Source organism: Nakamurella multipartita DSM 44233 (assembly GCF_000024365.1).
GTDB classification, from domain to species: domain Bacteria; phylum Actinomycetota; class Actinomycetes; order Mycobacteriales; family Nakamurellaceae; genus Nakamurella; species Nakamurella multipartita.
Window position 1 is genome coordinate 3199098 of the sequence record NC_013235.1, and the last position, 24976, is coordinate 3224073.

A 24976-nucleotide genomic window follows, 5' to 3' on the forward strand; every position below is an offset into this window, starting at 1 on the left:
TGGCAGCGGAGCGGGTACGGCGAGCGGAATCGGGGCGGGTCACCGCTCGATCATGCCCAATCGTCCGAGCCGGTCACTGTCTCGGGTACAGCTGGTGGCACTGAAACCGAAGAACCGCCCGACGCGGGAGGCATCGGGCGGTTCGTCGTGACGATCCCCGGACGTGCGCCTCTCGGCACGTGGTCGCACTCGGCGACAAAAGGGGTGGAGCCCGGGGCATGTTCGCGAGGACCGTCGATGGTGACAACGGGCGAGCCGACCGGATCCTTCCGGCCGGCACTGTGACCTGCGTCACGTCCGCCGGATTCGGTGCCGGACCGGCTTCATGATCGCCGGCGCCCGCGGCTGATAGGTTCGCGGGCGGCCGGTGAGAGCCGGTGGGCCGGCATCGATGTGGCAGGTGGCAGGCATGGCGCGCGGGATCGTCGACTGGGTGGGCAAGCACGATCCCGACGGCACCGCCCTGCGCAACGCGGCCAAGGTTGCGGTCGCGGTCACCGTCGGGCTGGCCATCGGCACCCTGCTGGGCAACGCCCAGATGAGCCTGTTCGCCTCGTTCGGCGGCGTCGCCCTGCTGCTGTTCGCCGACTTCCCCGGCGGGCGCACCGCCCGCCTGGGCGCCTATCTCGGGCTGTACCTGGCCGGGCTCGTCCTGATCGCGCTGGGCACCCTGGCCTCCCCCGTCCCCTGGGTGGCCACGGCCGGCATGTTCGCCATCGGGTTCGCGATCCTGCTCTCCGGCGTGCTCAGCGCGGCCATCGCGGGCGCCGCCCGCGCGGCGCTGCTGGCCTTCATCCTGCCGGTGATGGTGCCCGTCCCGATCGCCGAGATCGGGTCCCGGTGGGCCGGTTGGACACTGGCGGCGGTGCTGTCGATCCCGGCCGCGGTGTTCCTGTGGCCGCCGAGGGAGCACGACCGCCTGCGCGCCCACGCCGGAACCGCCTGCGTCGCGCTGGCCGACCAGCTGGCCGCCTGGGCCGCGGTGGCCGACCGGACCACGCGCGACGCCGCGCACCAGGCCACCGGCGAGGCCATCGCCGCGCTGCAGAACCAGTTCCGGCGCACCAACGTGCGCCCAGTGGGCCTGACGTCGGGCAGCCGGCAACTGATCCGGCTGGCCGACCGGCTGGAGTGGCTGCGCACGGTGATCGACCACCTGCCGGACACCCCCGACCGCACCCCGGGACAGCTCGCGGTGACCGAGGCCGCCGAGCGCACCTTGCGGTCGGCCGCCGCCGTGCTCGCCGAGGCGACCCGGCGTCCGTCCTTCGCCACCCGGCAGGCGCTCTCGGTCGATCTGCGCGCCCTGCACCAGCTGCACGTCGCCACCGACACCTTCGGCGCCCTGGTCGAACGCGGCCCCGTCGACCCGGTCCTGCATCCCTCGACGATGCTCGAGGTCGCCTACACGACCCGGCTGACCGGCCTGACGGTTGCCGCGGCGGCCGCCGCCGACGCCCGGCCGCTGGTGGATCGCCTGCTCGGCCGGCAGGCGCCCGCAGCGGCCGGCCGGGTGCTGCCGGTCTACCGGGTGCTCGGCGGGCACCTGACGGTGCGCTCGGTGTGGTTCCAGAACAGTCTGCGGGGCGCCCTGGGGCTGGCCATCGCCGTCGCGATCGCCGAGATCACCGACGTCGCGCACGGGTTCTGGGTGGTGCTCGGGGCGATGTCGGTCCTGCGCACCACCGCGATGAACACCGGGTCGACGGCGCTGCGGGCCATCGGCGGCACCGTGGTGGGGTTCGCGGTCGGCGCGGTGATCATGCTCGCCGTGGGCACCACGCCCTGGCACCTGTGGTTGTTGCTGCCGGTGACCGTCCTGATCGCCGCCTACCTGCCCGCGGCGGTCTCCTTCGCCGCCGGCCAGGCCGCCTTCACCGTGATGGTCGTGGTGCTCTTCAACATCGTCTCGCCGTCCGGCTGGCTGGTCGGGCTGGTCCGGGTCGAGGACATCCTGTTCGGGTGCGTGTCCGCGCTGGTCTCGGGACTGCTGCTGTGGCCGCACGGGGCGGCGGCGGCCATCCGGACCGCGCTGGCCGAGTACTACCGGCGCACGGCCGATGCGGTGGCCGTGGCCACCGACCGGCTGGCCGGTGCCGCGGGAGCCGACCAGGACACCCTGCGGGCAGCCCTGCTGGGCGCGGCGACCGCGTCCCTGCGGTTCGACGACGCGCTGCGCGAGTACCTGTTCGAACGCGGCACTCGCAACGTTCCGCTGCCGGCCCTGACCCGGTTGTCCAACGGCGCCGGCCGGATCCGGATGACCGCCGAGGCGATCGCCGACCTGCCCACGACGACCGGGCCACCGGCCCACGCGCCGGGTGCGCTGATCGGGTCCGCGCACGCCGTCCAGGACTGGTTCGCGCACCTGGCCGACCAGCTCGAACCGGGACACCGCGACGGCGCGCCGCTGCCCGATCCGGTCGGCCCGGTGGCCGAGCCGGCCGTGCTCGCCGACACCAAGCGGGCGATCGGCGAGCGGCCCGAGGCGGCCGATGAGTTGCTGGCCGCCGGCCGCACGCTGTGGGTGGCCGCGCTGTACCTGGACAACCTGGGCTCGGTGCAAGGCCGGCTGCGCGCTCCGGCGGACGAGATCGCCGGCCGCGCCCCGACCCCCGGCCACGGCGCGCAGCTGGCCGGCGCCGAACCGGCCGGATGAGCGCGCCGGCCCAACGCCGCGGACCGGTTCCGGGTCCGTTCGCGCTGGTCGCGGCCACGGTGCTGCTCCTGCTCTACGCCGTGCCCTGGTGGGTGCTGGTGCTCGCCCCGGGTTGGCCGTCCTGGCTGTTCTGGGCCGGCACCGCGCTGACCGTCGGCGCGCTGGCCCTGCTGCCGCTGGCGATGGTGCGGGGGCACGGCCGGCGCGCCCAGGACGGTTGGGCGGTCGTCGGCGACACCGGGCTGGGTGTGCTCTGGCTGCTGTTCAGCTGGTCGGTCATCGGCGGCGTGCTCGACCTCGCCCTGGCCGTTGCCGGCGTGCCGATCGGCCCGCGATGGGTGGCGCCGGCCGTGCTGATCTGGGTGCTGGCCCTGGGCAGCTGGGGGATGGTCCAGGCCCGGCGAGTGCCGCGGGTGCGGCGGACCGAGATCCGCCTGGACCGGCTGGACCCGGCCTTCGACGGGGTGCGCATCGTGCTGCTGGCCGACACCCACTACGGCCCGATCGACCGGGCCCGGTGGTCGGCCCGGATGGTCGAGGCGGTGAACCGGTTGCACCCGGACGTCGTCGCGCACGCCGGCGATCTGGCCGACGGATCAGTGGCCCGGCGCGCGGTCCAGGTCGCTCCGCTGGGCGAGGTGCAGGCGGCGCTGGCCCGGGTCTACATCACCGGCAACCACGAGTACTTCTCCGGGGCGCAGCCCTGGGTCGAGCACATGGCCGGCCTGGGCTGGAGCGTGCTGCACAACCGGCACCTGACCCTGACCCGCGGGTCGGCCCACCTGGTCCTGGCCGGGATCGACGACCGGACCGCCGCCGGGTCGGGCGTGCCCGGGCACGGCGCCGATCTGCCCGCCGCCCTGGCCGGCGCGCCGCCGCAGGCCCCGGTGGTGTTGCTGGCCCACCAGCCCAAACAGGTCTCCGCCGCGGTCGCCGCGGGCGTGGACCTGCAGCTGTCCGGGCACACCCACGGCGGCCAGATCTGGCCGTTCCACCTGATCGTGCGGGTCGAGCAGGGCGCGCTGCAGGGGCTGTCCCGGGCCGGCGGGCGCACCCAGCTCTACACGACCCGCGGGGCCGGCTTCTGGGGTCCGCCGTTCCGGGTGTTCGCGCCCAGCGAGATCAGCCTGCTGATCCTGCGGGCCGGCGCCCCGGCCTGACGGGACCGGGCCCTGTGACGAAGGGGGGCTTATCCCTACTCCCCCGGGCCCGTCGCCGGACCACAATGACGGGCATGACCGAGACCGCCCGCCTGCCCGACCCGAGGCCGGCCGACCGCTGGTCCCTGTTCGGCATCGCTCTCGCCCTCGTCGCGTTGCGCATCGTCGGCTTCCTGCTGATCGCCGCGTTGGTGGTGACGGTGGCGCTGCTGGTGATCTGGGTCGGCCTGCCGCTGCTGCTGGGGCTGCTGGTCGTGCTGCGCCGGTTCGCCCGGCTGCACCGGCGGCTGGCCGCCCGGGTGCTCGGAGTACCGGTCCTGGACCCCTACCAGCCGGTGGTCACCGGTGGGCTGTTCGTCCGGCTGCGGGTGCGGCTGACCGACGGCGCCACCTGGCGCGACCTGGCCTGGCTGCTCGAGGTGCAGACGATCGGCTTCGCGCTGCAGCTGGCCGCGTTGATCTCGTTTCCGTTCCTGCCGGTGGGCTGGTGGGGTTCGCCGTTGTTGCTGCGGCTGGACGCCGCCATCTCCCGGTTGCTGCTGCTGGCCCCGGATGAGCGCCTGCACCAGCGGATCGACGAGCTCGAATCGTCGCGGCAGGACACCGTCGATCACTCCTCGGCCGAGCTGCGGCGGATCGAACGGGACCTGCACGACGGCGCGCAGGCCCAACTGGTCGCGCTGGGCATGAACCTGGGCCTGGCCCAGGAGCTGGTCACCCGGGACCCGGCGGCCGCCGCCGAGCTGATCGAGCAGGCCCGGGCGTCGTCCACCACGGCGTTGGCCGACCTGCGCTCCCTGGTCCGCGGCATCCACCCGCCGGTGCTCGCCGATCGTGGCCTGGCCGGCGCCGTCGAGGCGCTGGCCCTGGCCCATCCGCGGCCGGTGGAGACCGACATCGTCCTGGACGGACGGCCCCCGGCCCCGGTCGAATCGGCGGTGTACTTCGCGGTGGCCGAGCTGCTCACCAACAGCGCCAAGCACGCGTCCGCGCGCCACACCTGGGTGTGGATCCGGCACGACGCCGGGGTGCTGACCGCGATGGTCGGCGACGACGGGGTGGGCGGCGCCGAGCCCACCCCGAACGGCGGGCTGGCCGGGGTGCAGCGCCGCCTGGCCGCCTTCGACGGCACCCTCTCGGTGGCCAGCCCGCTGGGCGGTGGAACCATCGTCACGGTCAAGGTGCCCTGCGTGCTGCAGGTGTGCACCGCCGCCTGAACCGGGAGCCGTGATGCGGGTCGTGCTGGCCGAGGACCTGGCCCTGTTGCGGGACGGGATCGTGCGCATCCTGACCGCCCACGACATCGAGGTGGTGCAGGCCGTCGACAACGGACCGTCCCTGCTCAAGGCGATCACCGAGCACCGCCCGGACATCGCGGTCGTCGACGTCCGGTTGCCGCCCGGTTTCACCGACGAGGGACTGCGGGCGGCCCTGGCCGCGCGGGAACGGATCCCCGGGCTGCCGGTCCTGGTGGTCAGCCAGTACGTCGAGCAGCTCTACGCCCGGGAGCTGCTCTCGCAGGGCACCGGCGGCGTCGGCTACCTGCTCAAGGACCGGATCTCCGACGTCGCCCAATTCATCGACGCGGTGCACCGGGTGGCCGGCGGCGGCACCGCGATGGATTCCGAGGTGATCGCGGCGCTGCTGTCCCGCCATCGCGACAGCACCCCCGTCGCCGCGCTCACCCCGCGCGAGCACGAGGTGCTCACGCACATGGCCCAGGGGCGGTCCAACGCCGCCATCGCCGCGGCGATGTTCATCACCGAGAAGGCGGTGGGCAAGCACACCAACGCGATCTTCGGCAAGCTCGGGCTCGAACAGAGCGAGGACGACAACCGGCGGGTGTTGGCCGTGCTGGCCTACCTGGAGAGCGCCCCGCGATCGCGATCAAACCCTCAACCTCCAGTTGAGGATGAAGGATGTGAAGCGGGTCGCGCGGGCATGCCAGACTGTCCGCCGTGACGGGCTACCTGGACGGACCACCACCCCGGGCGTTCGCCCACCGCGGCTGGCACGTCGACGACCTGTCCGGGCTGGAGAACTCGATGCCGGCCTTCCGCCGGGCCTACGACGAGGGCTTCCGGTACCTGGAGACCGATGTGCACGCCACCGCCGACGGGCGGCTGGTCGCCTTCCACGACCTGTCCCTGGACCGGGTGACCGACCGGGTCGGGCCGATCGCGACGCTGCCCTGGTCGGAGGTCAGCCGGGCCCGGATCGCCGGTACCGAGCCGATCCCGTTGCTGGCCGACCTGCTCGAGGAGTTCCCGGACGCCCGCTTCAACATCGACGCCAAGGCCGACCCGGCGGTCGGGCCGCTGGCCGAGCTGATCCGGCGCACCGGCACCGGCGACCGGGTCTGCCTGGGTTCGTTCTCCGACCGGCGGATCGCCTCGCTGCGGGCGCTGCTCGGGCCGGCGGTGGCCACCTCGCTCGGCCCCCGGGAGGTCTTCCGGCTGCTCCGAGCGGCCACCCTGGGCCGGTCCTTCCGGACGTCGGCGGTCGCCGCGCAGGTGCCCGTCTCCTTCTCCCGGGTCACCATCGTCAACCGCCGGTTCCTGCGGACCGCGCACCGGGCCGGACTGGAGGTCCACGTGTGGACCATCGACGAGCCGGCGCAGATGCGGCGGCTGCTCGACCTGGGCGTGGACGGGCTGATGACCGATCGCCCGGACCTGCTGCGATCGGTGCTGACCGAGCGGGGTCACTGGTGACCGGCCCCGGCGTCGTCCGGTTCTTCTACGGCCCGATGGACTGCGGCAAGTCGACCCTGGCCCTGCAGATCCACGAGAACCAGGTCCGGCAGGGCCGTCGCGGGGTGCTGATGACCCGTCTCGACCGGTCCGGGCCGGCCCGGATCAGCTCCCGGATCGGGCTGAGCAGCCCGGCGATCGAGCTGACCGACGAGCTGGACCTGGTGGCCACGATCACCGCCGGCGGCGCGGTGGACTACGTGGTGGTGGACGAGGCCCAGTTCCTGACCCCGGCCCAGGTCGATCAGCTGGGCGTGGTCGCTGACGAGTACGGCGCGCACGTGTTCGCGTTCGGCATCGCCACCGACTTCCGCAGCATCCTGTTCGCCGGCTCGGCCCGGTTGTTCGAGATCGCCGACCAGGTCAGCCCGGTGCAGGTCGAGGTGCTGTGCTGGTGCGGCCGGACGGCCCGGTTCAACGGCCGGGTGGTCGACGAGCAGTTGGCCCGGCAGGGTCCGACCGTGCTGGTCGCGGACACCGAACCGGACCCGGCGGCGGGCGATGGCCGGGCCCGGTACCAGGTGCTGTGCCGGCGCCACTATCGTTCGGGTCAGTTGGCCCCGAACCCCACGGCGCCCGCGGACGTGTGAATAAAGAAAAGTTCCGCAATCCGCGTCACGACACGCACCGTCGCGCGTCTTGATCAATGAAAGGCCTCTCGCCCGATGGGACCACTTCGGTGAATCCGATCGGGCCGGGGTACAAGTAGTACTCGGCAGTAGTTCTGACCACAGCCCGCGACAGTGCACTCTGTTGCGGCGGCGGGAACGAATCTCCGCCGACCAGCGTTACCCACCGGTAGACCGCCCGGATCCCCGGGCTCGTCGTCGGTGTGACGACCAGTGGCCGCCGTGGCCACGACCGTGCCAGCACCATGGCAACGCACCACCAGCTAGGAAGGAACACCATGGCCGACCGTGTCCTGCGCGGAAGCCGCCTGGGCTCGACAAGCTACGAGGCCGATCGCAACCACGATCTGGCGCCTCGTCGCACGGCGACCTACCGCTGCCCGCGCGATCATGAATTCACCGTGCCGATGGCCGACGACGCCGAGGTTCCCTCGGTGTGGGACTGCCGGATGCACGGGCTGTCCTCGACTTTGGTCGACGGCTCGGTGCCGGAGGGCAAGGCGGCCAAGCCGCCGCGCACCCATTGGGACATGCTGCTCGAGCGCCGCTCCATCGAGGAGCTGGAAGAGATTCTCAACGAGCGGCTCGCCGAGCTCAAGGCCCGCCGCACGGCCTCCTGAGCGCCGACGCCGACAACGGACGCCGCCGACCCCATCTCGGGGTCGGCGGCGTTTCTCGTCGGCGGGTCCCGCGGTCGGTCAGGCCGGCTTGCGGCGGAACACCCCGGTCAGCTGACGCCAACGATGCGCCGCGCCCCACTGGGTGACCTTGAGCAGCGCCTCGCGCACGATGCTGCCGCTCATCTTCGACTCGCCGATCTGCCGCTCGGTAAAGGTGATCGGCACCTCGGTCACCCGGAACCCGGCCCGGACGGTGCGCCAGGCCAGGTCGACCTGGAAGCAGTAGCCGGTGGAGGCGACCTCGTCCAGGGCCAGCGCCTTGAGCACCTCGGCCCGATAGGCCCGGTAGCCGCCGGTGATGTCGTAGATCCGCACGCCCAGCGCGAACCGGGAGTACAGGTTGCCGCCCCGGGAGAGCCACTCACGGTGCTTGGGCCAGTTGACCACCTGACCGCCGGAGACGTACCGCGAGCCCAGCACCAGGTCGGCGTGCTGCAGTGCGTCGAGCAGCCGGGGCAGCTGCTCCGGCGGGTGGGAGCCGTCGGCGTCCATCTCCACCAGCACGTCGTACCCGTGGTCCAGGCCCCAGCCGAAGCCGGCGATGTAGGCCGCGCCCAGGCCGGCCTTCTCGGTGCGATGCATCACATGCACCCGCTCGTCCCGGGCCGCCCATTCGTCGGCGACCTGCCCGGTGCCGTCGGGGCTGCCGTCGTCGGCGACCAGCACGTGCACCGAGGGCACCGCGGCCAGCAGCCGCTGCAGGATCAGCGGCAGGTTCTCCCGCTCGTCGTAGGTCGGGATGATGACCAGGACGCGATCGCCGTGCGGCTCGTCGAGTTCGAAGCGCGGCGACTGGGCGCCTTTCGGGCTCACGGTGTGGGGTCCTCCGTCGTGGTCGCGGCGGTCGGACCGCCGGTGGTGATGGTGCTGCCGGGTGCGGTGGGGCTGGCCGTGGCGGCGGGGGCACCGTCCGCCCCGGCCCGGCGGCGTCGGCGGGCCAGCAGGATCGAGATGGCCAGGGCCACTGGGGTGGCCAGCGCCAGCAGCCACTCCAACGGGCCACCGAGCACCGTACCCGGTGTGGTGACCTGGATGAGCGGCACTTGCGGGGTGAGATAACCGGGAGTGAACAGCGGGATCGAGGACTCGATGGAGCCGTCCGGCCGGATCACCGTGGACACCCCACTGGTCGACGAGATCAGCACGCTGCGTCCGTGCTCGACCGCCCGGACCCGGCTCATCGCCTGCTGCTGGTAGGTCTCGTCGGTGTAACCGAAGGTGGCGTTGTTGGTCTGCACGACCAGCACCTGCGCGCCGCCGTTCACCACGTCCCGGACCAGCTCGTCGTAGACCACCTCGAAGCAGATCACGTCGCCGACCGGGACGCCGGCGATGTCGAAGTTGCCGGGCCGGTCGCCGGGCAGGAAGGTGCCCCGCTGCAGGTCCACCTTGTCCGAGAACAGCCGGAAGAACGACCGGTAGGGCATGTACTCGCCGAACGGCAGCGGGTGCCGCTTGGTGTAGGTGTCGCCCGGGCCGGTGACCGGGTCCCAGACGATGCCCATGTTGTAGCCCTCGCCGGCGTTCGCACCCTGCACGACCGCCCCGACCAGGATGGGCACGCCGATGTCGGCGGCGGCCGCGGAGATCACCGCGTTGGCGTCGGCGTTGCGGTAGGGGTCGATGTCGGTCGAGTTCTCCGGCCAGATCACCAACGTCGGTGCGGGGGTGCGTCCGGCCCGCACCTCGGCGGCCAGCTGGTGGGTCTGCTGGGCGTGCAGGTCGAGCACCGCGCGGCGCTCGGCATTGAAGTCCAGGCCCGGCCGGGGCACGTTGCCCTGGATGACCGCGATCGTCTCGGTCGGCGCGTCCGTGCCACGTTGCATGGTGCTCAGGCCGAGCACGCCCAGAACGAACGGGACGAGCAGCAACGCCCCCGAGCCCAGGACGGCCACCGACCGCCAGGGCGGTCGAGGGCGGGCGCCCAGCGCCCCGATCAGCTCCCCAATCAGCTCCCCAATCAGCGCCGCCAGGGCGAAGCCGGCCAGCGCGGTGAGGAAGGCCAACCCGACCGAGCCGACCAGTGAGGCGGCCGGCAGCAGCGGGCCGTCGGGCTGGGAGAAGGCGATGCCGCCCCACGGGAAGCCGCCGAACGGGATCCGGCCGCGCAGCGCCTCGCCGGTGATCCAGGCCGCCGCCGCCCAGGCCGGCCACAGCGGCAGCCGCCGGGACGCGGCGGCCACCAGCGCCCCGACCGGCGCGGTGAGCACCGCTTCGGCCACCGACAGCGCGTACCAGGGGAAGTCGCCGACGTAGATGTTGGTGAACGAGAGCAACGGGATGTAGAAGGTGAGCCCGAACACGAACGCCAGGCCCAGGCCGGCCCGCCAGCCGCGCCGGTCCAGGGCCAGCCCGAGCAGGGTGAACCCGACGATGGCCAGCCACCACCGGGTGGACGGCGCGAATGCCTGGTACAGCGCGTAGCCACCGGCCGCGGCGGCCAGGATGCGCAGGCCGCCGGGACCGAGCAGGTCGCGGCGCCAGCGGGTCAGCCGCCCGCGCCGATGGGGCCGCGACGGCTGTCCCGATTGGGTCGGGTGGTCGACGGTCGGTAAAGGCACGGCGTCACTGTAATGGCGTGGCCGGTGAATTCCGGCTGTGTTCCGGTCAGGGGGCGCTGGCCCAGTCCAGCAGCTCGAGTACGTGCTGGTAGGGGTGCCCGGTGGCCCGGGTCAGGCCCAGCTCGCAGGTCCGGTTGCAGGAGGCGTAGGCGTCGAACTCGCCGGCCGCCCGGAGCTCGGCCGCCTCGGCCCGCGTCGCCGACGCGGTCAGCTCCGGGTGCAGCAGGCCGCGGTCGCCGGCGAAGGCGCAGCATCCCCATGTGTCGGGCACGGTGACCGATTCGGCCACGGCCGCGGCGACCGCGGTCAGCGAGTCGTTGATGCCCAGCTGGGTCGACGAGCACGTCGGGTGCACGGCCATCGTCGCCACGGTGCGCGCAATCGGCAGCCGGGGCAGCACCCGCTGCGCGACGAAGGCGGTCGCGTCCACGATCCGCAGCCCCGGGAAGTGACCCTGGGCCAGCTCGTGCTCGAGCATGTGCCGCAGTCCCTCGGTGCACGAGGAGGCGTCACACACGACCGGCAGCCGGCCCTGCTGGGAGGCCGCCCACAACCGGGGCAGGACCTTGCGAACCATCACCTGGTAGCCGTCCTTGAGTCCCTTGGACTTCCAGGGCGTGCCGCAGCACAGGCCGGGCAGGTCGTCCGGGTAGGCGATCGTCACCCCGGCCCGCTCGCACAGCCGCACGAACGACTCCCGGGCCCCCGGCGCGCCCTCGGTCGGGCCGAACATGGTGCCGACGCAGGCACTGAAGAAGACGATCTCGGGCTCCCCCGGCGTCGTCGGGGCCGATGCCCGGCGTGGGCGGCCGCCGCCGGGCAGCTCCGCGGAGTACAGCGGCAGCAGGTCCGGGTCGACCACCCGGCGAGCCAGCTCGTTCGGCCCGGTGATCAGGGTCGGAGGCAGCACCGACGCGGCCTTCTCGGCCACCGTCAGGGCGGCCCCGGCCAGCCGGGTGGTGCCGGCCCAGTGCTTGGCCGCGGTGGACCAGCCGGCGGCGGTGGCCGGGCCGATCCGTTCGGCCCGCAGCCGCCGGACCAGGTCGCCGGTGTTGATCAACACCGGGCAGGAGGTCTGGCACATGCCGTCGACGGCGCAGGTCTGCACCCCGTCGTACTCGTACTCGGTCTCCAGCTCGGCCAGCAGGGCGGTGTCGCCGGCCTCCCGGGCCCGCTGCATCTCCCGGCGCAGCACGATCCGCTGCCGGGGGGTGGTGGTCAGGTCCCGGCTGGGGCAGACCGGCTCGCAGTAGCCGCACTCGACGCAGCGGTCCACCTCCGGCTCGACCGTCGGGGTGACCTTCAGGTCGCGCAGGTGGGCCCGGTCGTCGTCGGTGACGATGACACCGGGGTTGAGCAGCCCGGCCGGGTCGCACAGCTGCTTGATCCGCACGGTCACCTCGTACAGCTCGTCGCCGTACTGGCGGCGGACGAACGGGGCCATGATCCGGCCGGTGCCGTGCTCGGCCTTGAGGTTGCCGCCGTTGGCCAGCACCAGCTCGACCATGTCCTCGGTGAACGCGGCGAACCGGTCCAGGTCGCCCCCGCCGCCGAGGCGCTCGGTGAGCATGAAGTGGATGTTGCCGTCCTTGGCGTGGCCGAAGATCACGCTGTCGGTGTAGCGGTGCTTGGCGAACAGCTCGATCAGCTGCTCGCAGGTGTCCAGCAGCTGCGGCACCGGCACGACGATGTCCTCCAGGAGCGCGGTGGTGCCGGAGGGCCGGGCCTCGTTCACGGTCGTGTACAGACCCTTGCGGGTGTGCCAGAGCCGGGCGCGGGCCCGGGGGTCGGCGGTCAGCTCGGCCGGGCCGGCCACCGGAATGGACCGCAGCACCGGGCCGGCCGCCGCGCTGGCCTCGGCGACCGCGTCGGCCGAGTCGGCCTGGTATTCGACCAGTAGCGCCGCGTGCCGGTCGACGGTGATGCGGCTGATGATCTCGTCGCAAGCCGGGTCGGACTGGGCCACCCGCAGCGAGGTGGCGTCCAGCAGCTCAATGGTGGCCGGACCGGTGGAGACCAGCGCGGGCAGCGACCCGGTGGCCGCCGACAGGTCCGGAAAGACCAGCAGGCCGGTCATCGCGTGCCGCAGCAGCGGCACCGTGCGGAACACCGCGGCGGCGACGAAGGCCAGCGTGCCCTCGCTGCCGATGATCAGGTGGGTCAGGATGTCCACCGGCCGGGTGTGGTCGACCAGCGCGTTGAGCCCGTACCCCATCGTGTTCTTCATGGCGAACTGGGCGGTGATGATCCGCATCGACTCGACGTTGCCGCGAACCCGGTCGCGCAGCCCGGCCAACCCCTGGTACAGGGCCGGTTCGGTCAGCCGCAGCTTGTCGTCCGCGTCGGCCGCGCCGGTGTCGATCACCGTGCCACTGGGCAGCACCAGCACCATCGACTCCAGCGTCCGGTAGGTGTTGCCGGTGGTGCCGCAGGCCATACCGCTGGAGTTGTTGGCCACGACACCGCCCAGCGTGCAGGCGATCTCGCTGGCCGGGTCGGGTCCGAGCTTGCGGCCGTAGCGGGCCAGGCGGGCGTTGACGGCGCGGACCGTCGCCCCGGGGCCGACCCGCACCCGGGCGCCGTCGTCGAGGATGTCGATGTCCCGGAAGTGCTTGCGGGTGTCGGCCAGCACCCCGGCGGTGCTGGCCTGCCCGGACAGGCTGGTGCCGCCGGAGCGGAAGGTCAGCGGGACGCCCTGGGCGGCGCAGACGGCGAACAGCCGGCCCACGTCGTCGGCATCGTGCGGGGTGACGACCGCCGTCGGGGTGAGGAAGTAGTGCGAGGCGTCGTGGCCCAGCGCCAACCGGTCGACCGCGCGGGTACGCAGCTGGCCGGGGCCGGGCAGGGCCCGGCCGAGCGCGTCCAGCAGGGCCGGGTCGGCCGGCGGCAGCAGGGTCGAGGACCCCGGGTCCCCGCTCCCGGTCCCCCGCGACGCCTTCGTTGCCATCGACATCCAGCCACCACCATTCACTCGAGCACCTCGCGTCCGACCGGTCGCACGTCCGACGGGAGCCACAGGCTCCCTGACCCCACTATGCGGAACAAGGCGCTTTCTCGCCCCTCGAGACTCGGGCGCTCCGCGTCGGTCCAGGTCTGTCCTCATTTTGTATTACAAGTACACATGTGTGTCAATGACTCTGTCGGACAGCCTGACGGAGAGACGGACGAGCCGGTAGATTCCGGCCCGGACGCAGCCATGACGCGTAGCTGGAGGCAGATCGATGAAGGGGTTGCGGACCGTCTCGGTGGTGGACGCCCTGACGGCCTCGTTGCGGGCCAAGGTGCTGGACGGCCGGATCGACCCGGGGTCCGGGCTCGGCGAGACCGAGGTGGCCGCCGAGTACGAGGTGTCCCGGCCGACCGCGAAGGCGGCGATCGCCGCCCTGGTGACCGAGGGGCTGTTGCGGCGGGAGGCCCATCGCTCGGCCCAGGTGCCGACGCTGTCCCGGGCCGATGTGGACGACCTGTTCCTGGTGCGGATGCCGCTGGAGCTGGAGGTGATGCGGCTGCTGGCCGAGCGGGGGGTGCCCGAGTCCGCGGCCACGGCCGTGACGGACCTGGCCCACGTGCCGCCCGACGCCGCGCACAGCACGTTCGTCGAGGCCGACCTGCGGTTCCACCGGGTGCTGGTGGACGCGGTCGGCAGCCCCCGGCTCAACCGGCTGTACCAGGGGCTCAGCGGGGAGATCCACCTGTCGATGGTGCAGTCCCGCTACGCCCTGGGCCGGGATCGGATCGTGGCCGAGCACGACGCCGTGCTGGCCGCCCTGGCCGTCGGCGACGTCGAGAGAGCCACGTCGTTGATGCGCGAGCACCTGGCCGGCGCCCGGGACGCGCTGGCCGCGCACCTGGACCGGCCCTCACCGGGTCAGCCAAACACCCCGGTGTCGTAGACGATCCGGCCACCGACCAGGGTGGCCAGGGTCCGGGGCAGCGTCACCCCCGGGGACAGGTCGGGCAGCAGCGGCACCCGGGAGCGCGGATCGGTGGACCAGCGGGCCACTCCCGCGTCGGCTGCCGGCCGCACCAGCTCGCCGGCCTCGACGATGGCCAGATGGGCCGGCGCACCCAGGTTGATGGTGCCGATCTCCCGGTCCATCCGGCCGGCGGCCCGGTGCCCGCCGCGGGTGTGCGCGGTGAACGCGGCCCGCGGGGACAGCCCGCTGTCCGGCGTGCGGTGATGCACCGCGGCCTGGACCGCGGCCCACGGTCCGATCGGGGTGACCGGCGCGTCCGAGCCGAAGGCCAGCGCGACCCCGGCCGCGGCCAGGCCGGCGAAATCGTTCATCGGCGCGGCCCGGTCCGGGCCCAGCCGTCGGGTGTACAGCCCGTCCTCGCCGCCCCAGGCCGCGTCGAACAGGGGTTGCATGCTGGCCACCACCCCGGTCCGGGCGAACGCGGCGATGGCCGCCCGGTCGGCCATCTCGGCGTGCTCGATCCGGTGCGCGCAGCCGGCCAGCCGGACCGTGGCGAGCTCCCCCAGGCGCTCGGCGGCGATCGTCAACGCCCGACCGACGGCCGACACCGCGTCGTCGCCGATGGCGTGGAAGCCGGCCTGCACACCGGCCTGCGTGCAGGCCACCAGGTGCTCGACGATCTGCTCGTCGCTCAGGTACCGGACCCCGCGGCTGCTCGGGCAGTCCAGGTAGGGGCTGGTCAGGGCGGCGGTGCGGGACCCGATGGCCCCGTCGACCACCAAATCGCCACCGAGGGCGTGCGCGCCCGTCTGCGCCAGCAGGTCCCGGGCCTGCGCCGGATCGGTGGCCACCGCGGCCAGGTAGCCGCGGACCGGGATCGGCCCGTCCAGCGCCAGCAGGGCCCGCAGGTCGGTCCGGCCGGACTCGTCACCGGCCGCACACTCGTGCACCTCGACGATGCCCTGCGCCGCGCAGGCCCGCAGGAAAGCCAGATGGGCGTCCCGGCGCTGGTCGGCGGTGAGCAGGTCACGGGCGGCCGCCCGGACGGCGGCGTGCGCCTGCTGGGTGACCGGGTCGGTGTCCGACCAGCCGTCCGGGCGCTCGGCGACGCGGTCGAGGATCAGGAAAGCCAGGGCGCTGGACAGCTGCGCCGAGTGCACGTCGATCCGGGACAGGTAGGCCGGGCGGTGGCCGACCGCGTCGTCGATCTCGGCCCGGGTCGGCGGCCGCTGCTCGGGCCAGCGGGAGTCCTCCCAGCCGTGGCCCCAGAGGATCCCGGGCGTCCCGGGCCGGGTGTCCAGCTCGGCGGCGTGCGCCCGGATCGCGTCCAGGCACTGGGCCAACGACCGGGTCCCGGACAGATCCAGCCCGGTCAGGGCCAGCCCGGCGTCCAGGCTGTGCACGTGCGCGTCGACGAAACCGGGCACCACCAGCGCGCCGGCCAGGTCGATCACCCGATCCGGCGGGCCGGCGTTGCCGACCGCGTGTTCGCCGCCGATCCAGCCGATCGTGCCGTCGGTGATGGCCAGCGCGGTGGCCTCCGGGTCGGCCGCGGTGTGCACCCGGCCGTTGCGCAGAACTGTGAGCGTCATCGGGGACCAGTCAACACCAGCCGGCGGGTCGGGCAACTGAGCTGACCAGGGTGGGAGCAATCTGTCACAGTGATCACGTGAGTGTGCACCCCGAAGACTCCGGTGGCGTCGGCGTCGACACCCAGGCCGATCTCACCCGCGGGCTGACCGCCGACCAGGTGGCCCAGCGGGTCGCCGCCGGCCAGGTCAACCACACCGATCAGGCCTCGTCCCGGTCGTTGTGGCTGATCGTCAAGACCAACGTGTTCACCCGGTTCAACGCGATCCTGGGTGGCCTGTTCGTGCTGATCCTGATCACCGGATCGCTGGCCGACGGGCTGTTCGGCGTGGTGCTGGTGGTGAACTCGGCCATCGGCATCGGGCAGGAGTACCTGGCCAAACGCAAGCTCGACCGGCTGGCCCTGCTCAACGCGCCCACCACCCGGGTCATCCGGGACGGCGCGCTGATCGAGATCCCCACCGGCCAGGTCGTGCTCGACGACCTGATCGAGCTGCGCACCGGGGACCAGGTACCGGCCGACGGGGTCATGGTCAGCACCTCGGGCCTGGAGATCGACGAGTCCAACCTGACCGGCGAGGCCGACGCGATCCCCAAGGCGGCCGGCGACGAGGTCCGCTCGGGCACGACCGTGGTGGCCGGCACCGGACGCTTCCCGGCCGCCGCCGTCGGCCACGACGCCTACATCAACAAGATCGCCGCGGAGGCCAAGAAGTTCACCAAGACCCGCTCGGAGATCCAGGAGTCGGTCAACCAGCTGCTCAAGTACATCACCTGGATCATCGTCATCGCGTTGCCGCTGCAGCTGTGGTCGCAGTGGCGGGCGATCGGCGACCAGGGCTGGCAGCAGGTGGTCATCCGGTCCACCGGCGGCCTGGTCGGCCTGGTCCCCGAGGGGCTGGTGCTGCTGACCTCGGTCGCGTTCCTGCTGGCCGCCGTGCAGCTGACCCGCCAGCAGGTGCTGGTGCAGGAACTGCCCGCGGTCGAGGGGCTGGCCCGGGTCGACGTGGTCTGCCTGGACAAGACCGGCACCCTGACCGTCGGCGACATCGCCTACGAGGACTGCGAACCGGTGCCGGCGGCGAACCTGTCCGCGGACGAGGTGCGGGCGGCGCTCGGCGCCCTGGCCGACGACCCGAACGCCAACGGCACCCTCAAGGCGCTGGCCGCCGCGCTGCCGGTGCCGCCGGACTGGCAGCGCGAGGACACCATCGCGTTCAACTCGGCCCGCAAGTGGAGTGCCGCGTCGTTCGCCGGCCGCGGCTGCCTGGTCTTCGGCGCGCCGGACGTGCTGCTGGCCGCGGACGACCCGCTGCGCGAGCGGGTGGCCGAACTGGCCGCCACCGGCCGCCGGGTGCTGCTGCTGGGTCGCTCCCCGGCCGCGCTGCAGGGGCAGGAGCTGCCCGCCGGGATGACGCCGGCCGCGCTGGTGACGCTGACCGAGCAGGTCCGCCCGGACGCCCAGGAGACCCTGGAGTACTTCGCCGACCAGGGCGTGAGCATCAAGGTCATCTCCGGCGACAACCCGACGACGGTGGCCGCGATCGCCCGCCGGGTCGGCCTGGACGTGCCGCCCGAGGCGCTGGTCGACGCCCGCACCATCGGCGAGGACCCCGAGGAGCTGCGCGAGATCGTCGAGCGCACCACCGTCTTCGGCCGGGTCTCACCGGAACAGAAGCGGGCCCTGGTGCAGGCGTTGCAGCGCAACGGGCACGTGGCCGCGATGACCGGCGACGGGGTGAACGACGCGCTGGCCCTCAAGGACGCCGACATCGGCGTGGCCATGGGCAACGGGGCGCAGGCGACCAAGGCAGTGGCCCAGCTGGTCCTGCTGGACGGGCGCTTCTCGCACCTGCCGTCGGTGCTGGCCGAGGGCCGGCGGGTGATCGGCAACGTCGAGCGGGTGGCCAACCTGTTCGTCGCCAAGAACGTGATGAGCCTGATCGCGATCATCACCGCGGCCCTGTTCACGCTGCCGTTCCCGTTCCTGCCCCGGCATCTGACCCTGGTCTCGGCGGTGACCATCGGCATCCCGGCGTTCTTCCTGGCCCTGGGCCCGAACAAGCGGCGCTACGTGCCCGGGTTCCTCAAGCGGGTGCTGCGCTTCGCCGTCCCGGCTGGCGTGGTCTCCGGCATCGTCGTGTTCGTCTCGTACCTGCTGGCCCGGGCCGAGGTGGGCGCCCCGCCGGCCTCCGAGTGCCTGGTGCAGACCGAGGGCAGCAAGGTCACCGACAACGTGGTCTGCTGGCAGCCCTCCACCGCGGCGACGATCGCGTTGCTGTTTACCGCGTTCTGGATCCTGGTCGTGCTGTCCCGGCCGTTCCGGCTGTGGAAGGCGGCCCTGGTCGCCTCGATGGTGGCGATCGCCGCTCTGGCCTTTATCACCCCGCTGGGCCAGCAGTTCTTCAACTTCTCGCTCACCCCGACCACCCTGTGGACCTCACTGGCGGTGGGGGCGGTCGGCGCCCTGGCCATCGAGATCATCTACCGCACCGAACCGGGGATGCGCTCGGCCGCCGGGATCTGACCGATCCGGGCCGCGGCCGGGTCCTCGACCCGGCCGCGCCGCCGGGAAACACCTCAGCGCAGGCTGCGCGCCTTGCCGCGGGAGATGAAGCCCATCACCAGACCCGCGACCAGCAGCACCGCGGCGATGATGAGCAACCACTTGAGGGCGGTGAACAGCAGCCCGCCCAGTCCCAGCAGGATGGCCAGGACGACCAGCACGATGGCCACAACCATGTCGCCACACCCTTTCTCCGGACGATTGCCGACAATCGGCATTCGGACTTGGGGTACCCCGGCGACGGATGAGTCAATCGGCCACGGAGCGGGCAGTGTGATCACCGGCCGGCGCGGTGCCGGCGCGGTCGGCCGACGGGTCCGCCGAGGCGGCCTGCGCGGTGGGCCGGCCGGCCGGCAGGAGCCAGGCGGCGGCGAACAGGCCGGCGGCCAGCACGGCGATGGCCACGAACACGTCATGGGTCGCGGCGGCCACCCCGGCCGGGTTGTCGGCCGCATTGGCGGTCGCGCCCAGGCTCACGTTGGCCAGGGCGCCGAAGAACGCGACGCCGACCGCACTGCCGAGGGATCGGGCGAACATATTGGTCCCGGTCACCACCCCGCGCTCGGCCCAGCCGACGCTGGACTGCGCGGCGATCAGGCTGGGGCTGGCGATCAGGCCCATGCCCAACCCGATCAGGAAGCAGCAGGCGCCGACCTGCCAGACCGCGGACGCGGCGGTCAGCCGCACGGTCAGCAGCGCACCGGCGATGGCCAGGGTGGCGCCGATCAGGGCGGTGGTGCGAAAGCCCAAGCGCAGATAGAGCCGGCCGGACAGGGTCGCCGAGATCGGCCAGCCGATGGTCAGGGCGGCCAGCGCGAATCCGGCGACCAGCGGGCCCGTGCCCAGCACCGTCTGCGCGAACGTCGGGACGTAGGTGGTCAGGCCGAGCAGCACGGCGCCGACCAGGACGCCGATCACCGCGCTGGCCACCAGCACCCGCCGGGAGAACACCCACAGCGGCAGCACGGGTTCGGCGGCCCACCGCTGCGCGATCAGGAACACCGCCAGCAGCAGGACCCCGCCACCCAGCACGGCGATGCTGGGCACCGAGTTCCAGGCCCAGGCCTGGCCGCCCTCCAGCAGGCCCAGGATCAGCAGGGTCGCGCCGACGGTGAGGGTGACGCTGCCCAGGTAGTCGATGCGGTGGTGGACCCGGTGCACCTTCTCCTGGAACCGGCCGGCCAACATCCAGGCGGCGAGCAGGCACAGCGGGATGTTGACGATGAACAGCCACCGCCAGGTCAGCCATTCGGAGAACACGCCGCCCAGGGTCGGCCCGACCACTGCCGAGATGGCCCACACGCTGGCCAGGTAGCCCTGCGCCTTGGCCCGCTCGGCCAGGGTGTAGATGTCGCCGGCGATGGTGACGCTCATCGGTTGCACGGCGCCGGCGCCCAGCCCCTGCAACGCCCGGAAGATGATCAGCGGGACCATCCCCCAGGCCGCCGCGCACAGGATGGAGCCGAGCAGGAACAGCCCGATGCCGAACAGCATGACCGGTTTGCGACCGACGATGTCGGCGAGCTTGCCGTAGATCGGCACCGAGACCGCTTGGGCCAGCAGGTAGACCGAGAACAGCCAGGGGAACTCGGCGAAGCCGCCCAGGTCGGCCACGATCGAGGGCACCGCGGTGGCCACGATGGTCGAGTCCAGCGCGACCAGCGAGGTCGAGAGCATCAGCGCGGCCAGGATGGGCCCACGTTCGGACCGGAATCCGACCGCGCCCACCGGCCCCGCCGCCGCTGCCGTCACCGGCCACCTCCCCGTCCGTCCGCGCGTCCTCGCCAAACATTACCCAGGCTAATCTTCGCGCAGGGGGCTAGCCGAGTCAGACCGGTGCCAACCCGGTGTGCGCCGCGGCGAACGCCAGCTGGTCGGCGTACTCCAGCGCCAACGCGCGGGCCGGCTTGCCCATTCCGTGACCGGCCCGGGTGTCCACCCGCAGCAGCACCGGGGCGGGCCCGGCCTGACAGTGCTGCAGCTGCGCGCCGAACTTGAGCGAGTGCGCCGGGACCACCCGGTCGTCGTGGTCCCCGGTGCAGATCAGAGTGGCCGGGTAGCGGGTGCTCGGGGTCAGCCGGTGCAGCGGTGAGTAGGCCAGCAGCGCGGCGAAATCGTCGGCGTCCTCGGGCGAGCCGTAGTCGGTGGTCCACGCCCAGCCGATGGTGAACAGGTGGAAGCGCAGCATGTCCAGCACGCCGACGGTGGGCAGGGCGGCCGCGAACAGCTCCGGTCGTTGCGTCAGCACCGCGCCGACCAGCAGCCCGCCGTTGGATCGGCCGTGCACGGCCAGCTGCGCCGGGGTCGTGTCGCCCGAGTCGATCAGCGCCTGGGCGCAGGCGATCAGATCGTCGAACACCTGCTGCTTGCGGTGGCCCATCCCGGCCCGGTGCCAGTCGGCGCCGAACTCGCCGCCGCCGCGCAGGTTGGTCACCACCAGCACCCCGCCGGCGGCGACCCAGGCCGCGAACATCGCCGAGAACGACGGCAGTAGCGCGATGTCGAACCCGCCGTACCCGTACAGCAGGGTCGGGGCCGGACCCGGGGCCAGGTCGGCCCGGCGGAGCACGGTCATCGGGACCTCGACGCCGTCGCTGGAGACGGTCCGCCGGCGCTGCGTGACCAGCTCCGGCAGCGGCACGTCGCCACCCGGCCCGGGCAGCGCCGTCAGGGTGATCGACGGGCCGGTCTCGAGCCGGAACGAGCGGGTCCGCGCGGTGAACGAGCCGACCCCGAGCAGGATCTCCGGCGAGCCGGCCCGGGTGTTCACCGCGATCAGCGAGATCGGCGCGGGCAACGCCGGCCAGTCCCGGTGAGCGCCGGTCCGGTCGACCACCTGCAGCCGGTGGGCGGCGTCGGTGGACCAGACCAGGGCGAAGCAGTCGCGCGCCGGATGGGCGCTGACCAGGACGTCCTGCTCGTGCTGGGGCACCACGGTCCGCCAGGAAGCCGCCGTCGGGGCGTCCGTGGCCAGCTCCACCGCGACCAGCCGGCCGCGCGGCGCGTCCCGCTCGGTGCGCAGGTAGAGCGTGTCGCCGTCGCTGCCGACGACGTGGTGGGCGTCGGCGAGTTCGCCGACCACCGGCACCGCGGCGGGGTCGATGACCACCCGCCCCTGGTCGGTGCGCAGCCGGTGGGCGCAGATCAGGCTGCGGGAATCGGTGCCCGGGCTGCTGGTCAGCACCAGCCACCGGCCGTCGGGGGCGACCCACGGATCGGCCAGCCAGTCCCGATCCGGCGGCGTCCAGATCACCTCGTCCGGTCCCGGGTTGGCCGCCCGATCGGCCGCCTGCGGTGGCCCGGAGCCGGCGACCAACCGGTGCAGCACGAGTTCACCAGCGCCCATCGCGTCGGTCAGCGCGCCGCCGCGGCCGGCGCCCGCCGGCTCCGGATAGCGCCAGTACAGGAACCCCGAGGCGTCCGGCAGCCAGGTCGGGTCGACCCACTTGGTCCAGCGCAGCTCGTCCGGCCGATCGACCCCGCCGGCCACCTCGCGGACCCGGATGGTCCGCCAGTCCGAGCCACCCTCGGACACCGCGTAGGCCAGCAGCCGCCCGTCCGGGCTGACCCGGGCCGCGGTGAGCGCGACGGTGCCGTCGGCGGACAGGTCGTTGGGGTCCAGCAGCAGGGTCGGCGCGTCGAGCAGCTCGTCCAGGCTCGGCGCCCAGAACAGCTGGTCCTGGTCCAGCTCGCCGGGGTTGGCCACCACGAAGTACCGGCCGCCCCGCTCCCAGGGAACCCCGCGCCGGGGCGCGGTGAGCAGCGCGGTGGTCATCGCCAGCAGCGGCTCGCGCGCCGGCAGCGCATCGAGAATGGGCCGGGACAGGGCGTTCTGGGCGTCGACGAAGGCCCGGGTCCGGTCCGCGTCGGGATCCTCCAGGTACCGGTACGGGTCGGCCACCCGATGGCCGTGGAGCACCTGCACGACCTCGTCCCGATCGGCGGGCGGGTAGCGGAGGGGCTGGCTCACTCGGCCGGGCCGGGCGCGTCCGGATCCAGCGGCGGGGCGACCGGCCGGCCCTCGAACGGGGTGGACAGCACGACGGTGGTGCGGGTGGTCATGCCCGCCGTGCCCCGGATCCGGGCCAGCAGGGCCTCCAGCGCGGCCGGCGACTGCACCCGCACCTTGACGATGTACGACTCGACGCCGGCCACCGAGTGGCAGGCCTCGATCTCGGGCATCTGGGCCAGCCGGTGCGGGTAGTCGTCGGGCGCCGCCGGGTCGATCGGGGTGAGCGAGACGAACGCGGTCAGCGGCAGGCCGATCTGCTCGCTGTCGATCTGCGCGGTGTACCCGCGGATGACCCCGCGCTTTTCCAGCCGGCGCACCCGCTGGTGCACGGCGGAGACGGACAGGCCCACCTTCTCGGCGAGATCGGTGTAGCTGCAGCGGCCGTCGGCGGCCAGCACGGCGGCGATGCGGGCATCGAGGTCTTCGAGCACGGCCGGTCCCTCAGCCATCGACGGTGGAACGGGCGTCGAGGACGATCAGCTCGGTGGGGGCGAGGTTCATCAGCCGAGGGCCGGACTCCCCCACCACCACGATGTCCTCGATGCGGACCCCGAACTCGCCGGGCAGGTAGATCCCCGGCTCCACCGAGAACGCCATACCTTCCTCCAGGGTGATCGTGTTGCCGGACACCATGTAGGGGTGTTCGTGAACTTCCAGGCCGATGCCGTGACCGGTCCGAGTGATGAAGTATTCCCCGAATCCCGCTGACTCAATCACGCTGCGTGAGGCGGCGTCGATCGACTCCGCCGTCACCCCCGGACGGACCGCGGCCACCCCGGCGGCCTGGGCCCGCCGGACCACCTCGTAGACCTCGCGCACGCGCTCCGGAACCGGCCGGCCGCCCACCACGTACGTGCGGGTGCAGTCGGAGAAGTAGCCCGACGGCATCGGGCCGCCGATGTCGATCACCACCACGTCGCCCGGCTCGATCACCCGGTCCGAGGCCTCGTGGTGCGGGCTGGCCCCGTTGGCCGCCGAGCCGACGATGACGAAATCGGGTCGCTCATGGCCTTCGGCGACGATCGCGGCGGCGATGTCGGCGGCCACCTCGTTCTCGGTGCGACCGGCTCGCAACCACTGCCCGATCCTCCGCTGCACCCGGTCGATCGCCGCTCCGGCGTCGGCCAGCGCGGCGACCTCCTCGGCGCTCTTGCGCATCCGCAGCTCGGCGATCAGCTCACCGGCCAGGGTCAGCTCCGCGCCGGGCACCGCGGCCTGCGCATTCAGGGCGTGCACCGCGGGCATGTGGTAGTCCACCGAGAGGACCCGGGCGTCGGCCGGCAGCAGCTCGACCAGCGCGGCGTAGGGGTCCTGCCCGTCGGTCCAGGTGCTGATCGCGATGTCCATGGCCTCGACCGGGGTGTTCGCCCAGCCCGGCCGTTCCAGGGTCGGCACGAGCAGCGCCGGGCGCCCGTCGGCCGGCACCACCAGGCAGGTCAGCCGCTCGTGGGAGCCGACCGAGTGGCCGATGAAGTACGCCAGGTCCGGCCCGGGAGTGATCAGCACGACGTCCGCACCGCGCCCGTTGGCCAGCTCGGCCAGCCGGGTGAGCCGGTCGGTGAAGGTGGGGATCAGCGTCGACTCCGTGGTTTCGGCGGCCATACCCGGAGCCTAATGTCGGCCGCGTCCCCAGGCGTGCGCGCCCGGCCGAGCGAGGGCGCACGGCGTAGCGTCGGCGCCGTGCGGACGATCCCCGTTCCCGGCCCCGGCCCGCAGCAGCGCCGCCAGGCCTACCTGGCCACGCCGGTGTCGACCAGGCCCGACCCGGGTCCGTGGCCCGGCGTCGTCGTGGTGCACGAGGCCACCGGGCCGACCGACGACATGCAGGAACAGTGCGACTGGTTCGCCGCCGCCGGGTACCTGGCGCTGATGCCCGACCTGTACCACGGGCGCTCGATGGTCCGCTGCGTCAAGGGCACCGTGCGGCAGCTCTTCGCGCAACGCGGACCGGTCTTCGACCAGCTGGAATCGGCCCGGGCCTACCTGGCCGGCCGCGACGACTGCACGGGCGCGGTCGGCGTGGCCGGGTACTGCCTGGGCGGCGGGTTCGCGCTGCTGCTGGCCGGCCGCGGTGGTTACGACGCCGGCGCGGTCAACTACGGCCCGTTGCCGCCGAACCTGGACGAGGTGCTGGCCGGGAGCTGCCCGCTGGTGGCCAGCTTCGGCGGCCGGGATCGTTCGCTGCGCGGGGCGAGGGCCACCCTGACCGCGGCGGCCGAGCGGGCCGGCGTGCCGCTGGACGTTCGGGAGTACCCGGCCGCACGGCACGCCTTCATCAGCCGCAACGTGGTGCCCTCCCCGCTGACCACGATCGGCAAGGTGTTCGGGGTCGGCTACGACCACGACAGTGCCGCCGAGGCCAAGCGACGGATCCTGGCCTTCTTCGACGAGCATTTGCGGGCGTCCCCCGGCCCTCCGGCCGGGACCGACCAAGCGGACTGAATGGGCC

The 24976-nt window shown here is 73.0% G+C and carries 19 protein-coding genes; 10 read left to right on the forward strand and 9 right to left on the reverse strand.

Annotated elements, in window-relative coordinates; translation table 11 throughout:
- The first annotated feature begins 409 nt into the window (after positions 1-409).
- The 7 genes from NAMU_RS14435 (at position 410) to NAMU_RS14465 (ending at position 7821) form a co-directional block, all read left to right on the forward strand.
- On the forward strand, positions 410-2659 hold the full coding sequence (locus tag NAMU_RS14435; protein WP_015748137.1) for an FUSC family protein: 2250 nt from the start codon (positions 410-412) through the stop codon (positions 2657-2659).
- Entirely contained in the window at positions 2656-3819 is a 1164-nt protein-coding gene (locus NAMU_RS14440) for a metallophosphoesterase (RefSeq protein WP_015748138.1), read from the forward strand. Before NAMU_RS14435 ends, NAMU_RS14440 begins: the two co-directional genes overlap by 4 nt.
- 74 nt (positions 3820-3893) lie before the next feature.
- Positions 3894-5036: a sensor histidine kinase gene (locus NAMU_RS31450; protein WP_052307950.1), complete on the forward strand. Its 1143-nt coding sequence runs from the start codon at positions 3894-3896 to the stop codon at positions 5034-5036.
- A 13-nt stretch (positions 5037-5049) separates the two neighbouring features.
- Positions 5050-5781: a response regulator transcription factor gene (locus NAMU_RS14450; RefSeq protein ID WP_015748140.1), complete on the forward strand. Its 732-nt coding sequence runs from the start codon at positions 5050-5052 to the stop codon at positions 5779-5781.
- Positions 5778-6533, forward strand: coding sequence for a glycerophosphodiester phosphodiesterase (locus NAMU_RS30500; RefSeq protein WP_015748141.1), 756 nt, complete (start codon positions 5778-5780; stop codon positions 6531-6533). Before NAMU_RS14450 ends, NAMU_RS30500 begins: the two co-directional genes overlap by 4 nt.
- On the forward strand, positions 6530-7162 hold the full coding sequence (locus NAMU_RS30505) for a thymidine kinase (protein ID WP_015748142.1): 633 nt from the start codon (positions 6530-6532) through the stop codon (positions 7160-7162). Before NAMU_RS30500 ends, NAMU_RS30505 begins: the two co-directional genes overlap by 4 nt.
- A 317-nt stretch (positions 7163-7479) precedes the next feature.
- Positions 7480-7821 carry an RNA polymerase-binding protein RbpA gene (locus tag NAMU_RS14465; RefSeq protein WP_015748143.1) on the forward strand — a complete coding sequence of 114 codons (342 nt, stop codon included), beginning with the start codon at positions 7480-7482 and terminating at the stop codon, positions 7819-7821.
- 78 nt (positions 7822-7899) lie between these two features.
- Here the strand turns inward: NAMU_RS14465 and NAMU_RS14470 are convergent, their stop codons facing one another.
- The 3 genes from NAMU_RS14470 to NAMU_RS14480 are packed head-to-tail and all read right to left on the reverse strand — an operon-like array spanning position 7900 to position 13389.
- Positions 7900-8694: a polyprenol monophosphomannose synthase gene (locus NAMU_RS14470; RefSeq protein ID WP_015748144.1), complete on the reverse strand. Its 795-nt coding sequence runs from the start codon at positions 8692-8694 to the stop codon at positions 7900-7902.
- Positions 8691-10442, reverse strand: coding sequence for an apolipoprotein N-acyltransferase (lnt, locus tag NAMU_RS14475; protein WP_015748145.1), 1752 nt, complete (start codon positions 10440-10442; stop codon positions 8691-8693). The genes NAMU_RS14470 and lnt overlap by 4 nt, the downstream gene beginning before the upstream one ends.
- Positions 10443-10488: 46 nt before the next feature.
- On the reverse strand, positions 10489-13389 hold the full coding sequence (locus NAMU_RS14480; RefSeq protein WP_015748146.1) for an FAD-binding and (Fe-S)-binding domain-containing protein: 2901 nt from the start codon (positions 13387-13389) through the stop codon (positions 10489-10491).
- Between the two features lie 274 nt (positions 13390-13663).
- Between NAMU_RS14480 and NAMU_RS31455 the strand changes: the two genes are divergently transcribed.
- Complete coding sequence (locus NAMU_RS31455; RefSeq protein WP_015748147.1) at positions 13664-14335, forward strand: GntR family transcriptional regulator; 672 nt, start codon at positions 13664-13666, stop codon at positions 14333-14335.
- Here NAMU_RS31455 and NAMU_RS14490 read toward each other — a convergent pair.
- Entirely contained in the window at positions 14311-15951 is a 1641-nt protein-coding gene (locus NAMU_RS14490; RefSeq protein WP_015748148.1) for an amidohydrolase, read from the reverse strand. The two genes, NAMU_RS31455 and NAMU_RS14490, sit on opposite strands and share 25 nt — an antisense overlap.
- Before the next feature lie 77 nt (positions 15952-16028).
- Here NAMU_RS14490 and NAMU_RS14495 point away from each other — a divergent pair, with 77 nt between their 5' ends.
- Positions 16029-18476, forward strand: coding sequence for an HAD-IC family P-type ATPase (locus tag NAMU_RS14495; RefSeq protein ID WP_138180224.1), 2448 nt, complete (start codon positions 16029-16031; stop codon positions 18474-18476).
- Between the two features lie 53 nt (positions 18477-18529).
- On the opposite strand, the gene NAMU_RS30015 is transcribed toward NAMU_RS14495, so the two are convergent.
- The 5 genes from NAMU_RS30015 to NAMU_RS14515 all read right to left on the reverse strand — a co-directional run bounded on the left by NAMU_RS30015 (position 18530) and on the right by NAMU_RS14515 (position 24129).
- Positions 18530-18691, reverse strand: a complete 162-nt coding sequence (locus tag NAMU_RS30015; protein WP_015748150.1) for a hypothetical protein — start codon at positions 18689-18691, stop codon at positions 18530-18532.
- Between the two features lie 73 nt (positions 18692-18764).
- Positions 18765-20192 carry an MDR family MFS transporter gene (locus NAMU_RS14500; protein WP_083786030.1) on the reverse strand — a complete coding sequence of 476 codons (1428 nt, stop codon included), beginning with the start codon at positions 20190-20192 and terminating at the stop codon, positions 18765-18767.
- A 151-nt stretch (positions 20193-20343) separates the two neighbouring features.
- Positions 20344-22485 (reverse strand): prolyl oligopeptidase family serine peptidase, encoded by a 2142-nt coding sequence (locus NAMU_RS14505; RefSeq protein WP_015748152.1) that lies wholly within the window; start codon positions 22483-22485, stop codon positions 20344-20346.
- Positions 22482-22976: an Lrp/AsnC family transcriptional regulator gene (locus tag NAMU_RS14510; protein ID WP_041368985.1), complete on the reverse strand. Its 495-nt coding sequence runs from the start codon at positions 22974-22976 to the stop codon at positions 22482-22484. The genes NAMU_RS14505 and NAMU_RS14510 overlap by 4 nt, the downstream gene beginning before the upstream one ends.
- Complete coding sequence (locus NAMU_RS14515; RefSeq protein WP_015748154.1) at positions 22969-24129, reverse strand: M24 family metallopeptidase; 1161 nt, start codon at positions 24127-24129, stop codon at positions 22969-22971. Before NAMU_RS14515 ends, NAMU_RS14510 begins: the two co-directional genes overlap by 8 nt.
- 78 nt (positions 24130-24207) lie before the next feature.
- Here NAMU_RS14515 and NAMU_RS14520 point away from each other — a divergent pair, with 78 nt between their 5' ends.
- A complete protein-coding gene (locus NAMU_RS14520) occupies positions 24208-24969 on the forward strand; it encodes a dienelactone hydrolase family protein (RefSeq protein ID WP_041368988.1) in 762 nt (253 codons plus the stop codon).
- Positions 24970-24976 lie beyond the last annotated feature (7 nt).

Bases quoted from the DNA above. Each gene is read 5' to 3' on its own strand.
- NAMU_RS14435 (WP_015748137.1), top strand. From the start codon at position 410: ATGGCGCGCGGGATCGTCGACTGGGTGGGCAAGCACGATCCCGACGGC.
- NAMU_RS31450 (WP_052307950.1), top strand. From the start codon at position 3,894: ATGACCGAGACCGCCCGCCTGCCCGACCCGAGGCCGGCCGACCGCTGG.
- NAMU_RS30015 (WP_015748150.1), bottom strand. From the start codon at position 18,691: ATGGTTGTGGCCATCGTGCTGGTCGTCCTGGCCATCCTGCTGGGACTG.
- NAMU_RS31455 (WP_015748147.1), top strand. From the start codon at position 13,664: ATGAAGGGGTTGCGGACCGTCTCGGTGGTGGACGCCCTGACGGCCTCG.
- NAMU_RS14490 (WP_015748148.1), bottom strand. From the start codon at position 15,951: ATGACGCTCACAGTTCTGCGCAACGGCCGGGTGCACACCGCGGCCGAC.
- NAMU_RS14450 (WP_015748140.1), top strand. From the start codon at position 5,050: ATGCGGGTCGTGCTGGCCGAGGACCTGGCCCTGTTGCGGGACGGGATC.
- NAMU_RS14440 (WP_015748138.1), top strand. From the start codon at position 2,656: ATGAGCGCGCCGGCCCAACGCCGCGGACCGGTTCCGGGTCCGTTCGCG.
- NAMU_RS14510 (WP_041368985.1), bottom strand. From the start codon at position 22,976: ATGGCTGAGGGACCGGCCGTGCTCGAAGACCTCGATGCCCGCATCGCC.
- NAMU_RS14500 (WP_083786030.1), bottom strand. From the start codon at position 20,192: ATGCTCTCGACCTCGCTGGTCGCGCTGGACTCGACCATCGTGGCCACC.
- NAMU_RS14515 (WP_015748154.1), bottom strand. From the start codon at position 24,129: ATGGCCGCCGAAACCACGGAGTCGACGCTGATCCCCACCTTCACCGAC.
- NAMU_RS14480 (WP_015748146.1), bottom strand. From the start codon at position 13,389: ATGGCAACGAAGGCGTCGCGGGGGACCGGGAGCGGGGACCCGGGGTCC.
- NAMU_RS14465 (WP_015748143.1), top strand. From the start codon at position 7,480: ATGGCCGACCGTGTCCTGCGCGGAAGCCGCCTGGGCTCGACAAGCTAC.